This window comes from Candidatus Binatia bacterium, assembly GCA_023150935.1.
Classification (GTDB): Bacteria; Desulfobacterota; Binatia; order HRBIN30; family HRBIN30; genus JAKLJW01.
This window is the reverse complement of the sequence record JAKLJW010000001.1, coordinates 509,282-516,676: the sequence shown is the minus strand read 5'-3', so window position 1 is coordinate 516,676 and position 7,395 is coordinate 509,282. Positions and strand designations below refer to the sequence as shown.

At 63.9% G+C, this 7,395-nt stretch carries 2 protein-coding genes and 2 pseudogenes; all 4 read right to left on the bottom strand.

Annotated features, from left to right (window positions below; genetic code table 11):
* Window positions 1–137 precede the first annotated feature (137 nt).
* Window positions 138–326: pseudogene (locus tag L6Q96_02215) on the bottom strand (DNA adenine methylase).
* 179 nt (window positions 327–505) lie between these two features.
* Window positions 506–844, bottom strand: a pseudogene (locus L6Q96_02210) (DUF1156 domain-containing protein).
* Complete coding sequence (locus L6Q96_02205) at window positions 841–3,102, bottom strand: dynamin family protein (GenBank protein ID MCK6553391.1); 2,262 nt, start codon at window positions 3,100–3,102, stop codon at window positions 841–843. Before L6Q96_02205 ends, L6Q96_02210 begins: the two are co-directional and overlap by 4 nt.
* A 129-nt stretch (window positions 3,103–3,231) precedes the next feature.
* Window positions 3,232–6,825, bottom strand: a complete 3,594-nt coding sequence (locus L6Q96_02200) for an SNF2-related protein (GenBank protein ID MCK6553390.1) — start codon at window positions 6,823–6,825, stop codon at window positions 3,232–3,234.
* Window positions 6,826–7,395: the final 570 nt, after the last annotated feature.

The following is a 7,395-nucleotide window of genomic DNA, read 5'->3' as shown; positions in this document are numbered from 1 at the left end:
CACCTCCTTGGTGCCCATGCCTGTAGGTGTTACCCATGTGCCCGGTCCAATCTGTTACCTATGTGCCCGGTTTGTACCTCCGACTCACTCCTCCCTACTTCCCACTCACTCCTCTCTCCTCTCCACTCACTCCTCACTTCCGGGTTGACCGGCGGCTGTCCGGCGAACTTCGGCGGGATCTCGATCATCGCCTTGTTGATGAGCACGGCCACGGGGTTCAGGTCGCTGGCATACGCTTCCAGCCCTAGCCGCTGTGCCTCCAACGGCAGCGCCCCACCGCCGGCGAACGGATCGTGGAAGGCAGGCAGCTTGTCGGGGTTGAAGAGAGAAGCGGGAAGCGGGGAGCAGGGAGCGGCTGGGAGCGGGGAGCAGGGAGCGGCTTCCTTCTCCCGCTCCGCGCTTCCCGCTCCCCGCTCCTCGCTTCCCGCTCCCCGCTTCCCGCTCCCCGCTTCCCGCTCCCTGCCTCCCGCTTCCCGCTCCCCGCTTCCCGCTTCCTGAAATCCTCACACGCTCGTCGCCAGCTCTGCCAGATTTCGGCGCGTGCTTTCTCCAGCACCGCCTCGTTGGTGGTGTTCTCCCACTGCACCAGGTCCTCGATGATCTTGAAGAGCCGCTGGCGTTCCTTCTCCTGTGCCTTCTCGGTCGGGAAGAGGTCCGGGCACGCCGACGGGTCGTCGACCATCTGCGCGAAGATCACGGCCCGGGCCGCTGCCAACGGCCGCCGTGCCCACCAGAGGTGCAAGGTGGACGGATGGCCGTGCCGGATCGACTTCTCCCGAGCCGACGCCTTGTTGATGGCGTCGAGCGGGAGGGCGACTTCGATGAGTTTCTTACGGCCACTCATTGCACACTCGGGAGGGCATTTAGTAGTCCAGCGATAACCGGATCTATCGTAGCCTCATCCACATCGAGGTTCGCGTTGTGGGATACGCTTCGAGCTTGCTCCTCTGCGGCCTTCGCAAGATCGCTCAGCATGCCGGCAATCAGCACTTCAAGGTCGGTGAGGCCCTCCAATAGATCAGAATGAATCGTGGAAAAGATCGGTCGTGCAGACGCAGTTGCTTGCGATTGGATGTGCTGGAGGATTCGCTGCTTCATGCCGGTCCCGGCCTCCTGCTTGGAGGCATCGTATGCTGGTTGCATGCACCCGCGAGCTACTTCCGGCATTTTTGCAGCGAGTTCCGCGCGTCGCTCCCGAACCAGTGCGACGACCCTCGTCATGGAGGAGTTCGACAACAAGGCGACCTTGTCTTGGAACCACCGCAGTTGATCGCTTACGCCCTTCACGCCCTTGTGGAACATTAGTTCGACGATGAGGGTGATCTTGTCACAGAAGCTCTTGCAGCACTCTGTGACGCGTACGCTGAACTCCTCGGTTGTTCGGGTTAGATCGTCGGTGAAATACTTCTCCCATGTGACGGGGAGTTGGTCTAGCAACGGCTCGGCCAAGTCCCCGTTCAGGTCGAACGACCGACCGGTGCTTGGGCTCTTGAACACGCCGTTGCTTCGGACGATTGCCCGTAGGGTCGCCCAGTGGATTCCCGTCCACCCTACGGTCGCTCGGTTAACCCCTTGAACGCTCGCGCGAAAAAGTGGGTCAATCTTCTCAAGAAACTGTTCACGCTTGAGCTTGAGTTGGTCGCTGGCCCGGGTGTGGGCATCGCGAATTCGTTGACTGAGTTCTTCTCGCTCTCTGTGGAATCTGCCGCGAGCCTCCTCCAATTCGGCAGTGGGAGGCTGTGCCTTTCCACGAAAAAAAAAGGCGATCTCATCGCGCAACTGTTCGAGCCGCTTCAAGGCGGATTGGGCGTTGAAATCGCCTGCGGCGGCTGCGCTTATCTCCGCCAGATGCTGATGAACGAGCGGAATTCCCGTGTCATCCGCGGTGTCGAGGCCATAGGACTTCCTCAGCGGAGCAATGCCCTTCAGCTTAATGTAGGCACTGGCTGACGTCGCGTGGACCCGGACTTCGCGGGCGAGCGCGATCATTCGCTGAAGGGTCGGGTCGTGGTGATCTGGAGAAGCGAGGTCACGAACCATCTGCTCAAGCTGTTCGCGCACCTGCGTGACGGTCTGCTCCCGATAGGCTGTGATCAAATCAGGAATAGAACAGTCCTCTTCCAGCCCTAGTTGGGGGGCGTTGTTTGTGTCGATGTCGTCCGCTTTTGTCCCCACGAGGGAGAGCGCGCCATAGGTGCCGCTCAACACGAGAGTTCGCAGAAGTTTCTCGTCGCGCAGAATCCGCTGGATGTCTTCGGTAAGGCCGCGAACCATAGAGAAGATGACCCACACAAACGGAGACGTTCTGAGATATTCGCGTGTCACCTCTACGCGGGCCTCGTTCGGGTCGTTGAGGCCGGGTAGATCAACGAGTTCCAATCCGCCCGTCAGGCAAGGGTATGGCCCCGCCACGCTGACTTCCTTCACCAGTGGCCAGAGGGAACTCTCCCCCCGGATGAGCTTGCGAAGGTAGGCAAGCATCTCCTTGGCGTCTGCGAAGTCGTTGGTGGCGACCGAGCCAGCATCGAAGATGTCACGCGCGGCGGTTGGCAGGGTGAGTTTGCGCAGAGAGGCGGCGTCGGTCTTCTCTGTGAGCGTAGTCTCGTAGACGGCTTGAATGCGTTTTCGTGCGGCTTCCATGAGGCGTCGGGACTCCGCGCGGCCTTCTGGCGGCTCATCCGTTTCGCCCGGGCTGAAGGCGGCGATGAGGTTTTCGAGGTCTCGGTCCCACTCCTCGCGAGATGAGAAGCGAACGCTGACCTGACAGTGGTCGCTTGAGTGCCTTACGGAGGTGACGAACGAGGTACACGGCTGCATGACACCGACGGGTAGGACTTCTTGGCCCAAGACCGCATTGAGGAAAGTGGACTTTCCCGCGCCGGTAGTGCCCACGAAAGCAATTCGGATGCGCTCGGGACGGTCCATGAGATCGGTGATCAGATCTAATTCTTTCTGCCAAGCGGCGCGTTCGAGGGGATAGGACGCTCGGGCGAGAGGATCAACGTGATCCGAAAACCACCGAGTGAACGTTCCGAGTGCATCCCGCGCTAGCGATAGTAAGCCGGCGGCTGTCTCGCTTGAGAGCTCTTGCTTCGCGCGCATGTCACCCCCTTAGAAGAAGATCGCGGGCAAACTCGCCCCCGTAACAATCCTGGCGCTCACGTCTGGCTGCGTTCCTCTGATGTCCAGAAGGTCGGACGGGAAAAGCTCTGCTTCGCGTGGGTCGCAACGTCATCGGGGCGGTTCCGCTCTTTGGATTAATTCCGTGAAGCTGTAGTTCACGCTTGTCACCCCGAAGTCCGGCTCTCGCTGGAAGGGCCGGCGCACGTAATGTACCCGGTGCCGGTCGGCGTCGAGGAACTCCACGATGGCCAGGATGAAGTCGTCTGGCTTGTTCAGGGAGTACAGGATTTCGTTCCTAGTCACCGTAACAACATCAGCCCCGCTCACCCGACCCTTGACCTCGATGAACCGCAACCGGCCCGTGCCCGGTACGCGGCTCTCGACGTCATAGCCGAGCTTCTCGACTTCCCGGTCGGCCGGCTCGAACCCGAGGTTTCGTTCCACCCCCATCACGATGGTCCGCGCCCGCGCTGCCGATGCCTGCCTGTCCGCCGAAGCCTTGGCGAAGGCGGACGGGTCCCCCGCTCGGCCTGACATCTGGGCCATCAGCCCCGCCGGCACTACTAGCATTCCGCCCATGACGACCGGGGGCAGCGGCGCGATCTGTCGCTCCAGCTTCAGGTCAGCCATGCGCCTTTCGAGCCGGTCGTACAGTAGGTCGGCGCGCTTGCGGGCTTCGCCGGAGTTCAGGCGGGCGTTGGGCTTGCCGGCCTGCTCCTCCACCTTCAGTTCCTCGGCCCGGCTGTCCCAGTAGCTGAGTTCCTTGGTCAGCCGCTCCTTCACGGCGGCCTCGGTCTTGGCCAGCAGCTCCAGTTTCCGGTCGCGCACCTCGGTGAGATGCTCGGGGACGACGTGGGCGACGGCGTATCCCTGTGCCTGCTGCTCGATCTCGCGGGTGATCCACGCACATTCGGGACGGGCAAGGATCGCCTCCACCTTCGGGTCATCGTCCGCCAACGGGCGGTAGTCAAGGTACGGGGCGTACTGGAGGTGCCGTGCCGACCCGGTGGCGTCAATCTCCACGTACAGCATCCGCTTCGAGACGACTCGCCGGTCGCCAGTCCGGGTGACACTCGCATCCTGAATGGCGTGTTCAAGGTAGAAGAGCACACGCGGGCTGGTGCCGGGATCACGCTCATCCACCAGCACGGTACCGCGCCGGAGCAAGTCGCGGTGCCGTTCGAGTGTCAGGTCGAGGACGGCGTCGAGCAGCGGATGGCCGGGCCGGATGAAGGCGGCGAGTGGCTGGCCTTGTGGCGCGACGAGGTCCCTGTCGAAGGCGATCCGCTCGTACCGTGGGAGAACCGGCTCACCAATCCCGATCAAGCGATCCCGGTTGCGGATCGGCGCGGGCACGTGCGTCACCTCGTAGCGGCGCGGTTCGCGTTGCCGGACCGTCCCTCCGAGCCGCCGGAAGGCTTCGAGGAAAAACGACTCTATGTAGTGGGGCTGCAGCCGCCGCGATTCGGCCCGCTCCATCTCCTCGCGGATGCGGTAGACCCGACTCGCATCCATCGCATCGTGGACCAGGGCACGATCCTCGATCAGGTCTTGCAGTTGGCCCGTGTCCACGGCGTCGGCCACGGCCCGGGTGAGTCGCGCTCGGACCTCGGGTTGGTCGCCGTAGCGGACCGCTTCGATCAAGAGGTCCCGTAGCGGCCGGCCGTCGAACTGCAGCTTCCCCAGCACGTCGAACACCTGCCCGCCCAACGTCGCGCGGGCGTGTTCGAGCTTCCCGAACAGCGTGCGGTACACGTCGCCTTCGCGCGTTTCCTCGGCGACGAGGTTCCAGAGGTGGCACACCTCGGTCTGGCCGATGCGGTGGATGCGCCCGAACCGCTGCTCGATCCGGTTCGGGTTCCAGGGCAGGTCGTAGTTGACCATCAGGTGCGCCCGCTGGAGGTTGATGCCCTCGCCGGCAGCGTCGGTCGCCAGGAGCACCTGCACCTCGGGATCGTGCTTGAACGCCTCCTGCGCCTTGAGCCGTTCCTCGCGACCCATGCCACCGTGGATGATGACGACGGCGTCCTTCCGCCCGAGCACCGTGGTGACGCGCTGTTCGAGGTAGTTCAGGGTGTCACGGTGCTCGGTGAAGACGACGAGCTTCTGGTGCGGTGACGGCTTCGGCGGGGGAATCGGGCCTGACCCATACGGCGGGGGCTTCCCCTCGGCGCTCTGGTCGGCACTGGACGTCGGCGAGAAGATTTCCTGCAGCAGGGTCGCCAGCTCCCGCCACTTCTTGTCCTCGCCGCTGCGTCGCACCGTCTGCGCCAGCGCCTCCAGTCGGCCCAGCATCCCGATCTCGGCCTTCAGCTCCGTGATCGTGCGGGCGGCGGTCGCCTGGTCGAGGATCTCTTCTTCGACGGCCTCCACCTCGTTGTCTGGGGCCTCGTCGAGATCCTCGACGTCGTCGGGGTCGAGCAGCTTGCCGCCGCCGGTCGCGTCCACGGCGACCTGCCCGCCGCGCTGAAGCACTTCCATTTCGCGCAGGCGCTTCTCCAGCCGTTCGCGACGCCGGCGCAGCGACTGGTAGATTGCCTCGGGCGACGACGCCAGGCGCCGCTGGAGGATGGTGAGGGCGAAGCCGACGGTGCCGGCGCGCTTGTCGTTCTGGAGGGCCTCAGCGCGGTTGAACTCCTCGCGCACGTACTCGGTGACCTCCTTATAAAGGCGCGCCTCGGCGTCGGAGAGCTTGTACGGGACGGTGTAGGCGGTGCGCTCGGGGAAGAGCGGCGTGCCGTCGAACTTGAGCAGATGCTCTTTCACCATCCGGCGCATGAGGTCGGAGACGTCTGCCTTGTGCACGCCGTCGCGGAAGCGGCCCTCGAAGCGGTCGCCGTCGAGGAGCGCCATGAAGAGCTGGAAATCCTCCTCCTTGCCGTTGTGCGGGGTGGCGGTCATCAGCAGGAAGTGGCGGGTCAGGGTCGAGAGGAGCTGCGCGAGGTTGTACCGCTTCGTGTACTTGATCTCGCCGCCGAAGAACGTGGCCGAGAGCTTGTGAGCTTCGTCGCAGACGACCAGATCCCAGCGGCAGTCGGGTGCCTTGAGCTTGTCCTGTACGTCGGCGTTGCGGGAGAGCTTATCGAGGCGGGCGATGCACAGGTTGGTTTCGAGGAACCAGTTGCCGGTGCGGGCGGCTTCGAGCTTGTCGTTGGTGAGGATCTCGAAGGGGAGCTGGAAGCGATGGTACAGCTCGTCCTGCCACTGCTCGGCGAGGCTGCCGGGGCAGACGACGAGGCAGCGTTGCAGGTCGCCGCGGGCGATCAGCTCGCGCATGAGCAGGCCGGCCATGATAGTCTTGCCGGCGCCGGGGTCGTCGGCCAGCAGGAAGCGCAGGGGCTGGCGCTGGAGCATGACTTCGTAGACGGCGGTGATCTGGTGTGGCAGCGGGTCGACGACGGAGGTGTGGACGGCGAGCACGGGGTCGAAGAGGTGGGCGAGGCGGATGCGGTGCGCTTCGGAGACGAGGCGGAACAGGGCGCCATCGCCGTCGAAGCTCCACGGGCGGCCTTCTTCGACGACTTCGAGGCGCGGTTCGTCGTGGCGGTACAGCAGCTCGCTGGCGACGCGCCCAGCGGGGTCCTTGTAGGTCAGCTCAACGGCGTCGCTGCCGAACCACTGGGTCTGGACGACCGTCACCATGCGGTCGGGCAAGATACCGCGGACGGCTGCGCCGGTGGTCAGGTGTTCGAGCTTCGCCATGTGCCTGTTCGTCCGTTGGGGCGGGGCAGACCGAGCGCGCCACCCCGTTGCCGGTAGATGCCCGGATCGAAGGCGGGGATCAACACCGACACCGGCCGAACCGGTGATGGCGGACAGCCAGTGTCCTGAGGGAACGGAGCCATCGATGGCCTTCTCGGTCGAGGCGTGGCGGGAAAGCCGAGCCCGTCCTGTGCTACTAGTTCGCGAGTTCGTCGCATGGTGCGAAGAATTTCGGAATGCGGATTTCGGATTGCGGACGACGGATTTATGAGTTCCGCATTCCGCAATCCGCATTCCGCATTCCGCAATGGGTTGCGGGCTTCGCCCGCCACCCAACATATGACCGAACGTGTCCGGGGGAGGGCAAGGCTCCCGCCGAGCCGTCCTCAGACCGACGCGGCTCGGCCGGAGCCTCGCCCTCCCCATCCGATTTCTTCGCACCGTGCACACAAACGCGGAATTCGTAAATCAGGATGCGAAGAAAACCGTTGGAAATCGGTTCCCCGGCACAGTACAAGCTGGCTTGCAGATGTGTAGGTGAGGTGCGCGGACAACGGTGGGGATGGACGA

Excerpts from the sequence above, each read along its gene's own strand:
- L6Q96_02205 (MCK6553391.1), bottom strand. The coding sequence starts at position 3,102 with ATGCGCGCGAAGCAAGAGCTCTCAAGCGAGACAGCCGCCGGCTTACTA.
- L6Q96_02200 (MCK6553390.1), bottom strand. The coding sequence starts at position 6,825 with ATGGCGAAGCTCGAACACCTGACCACCGGCGCAGCCGTCCGCGGTATC.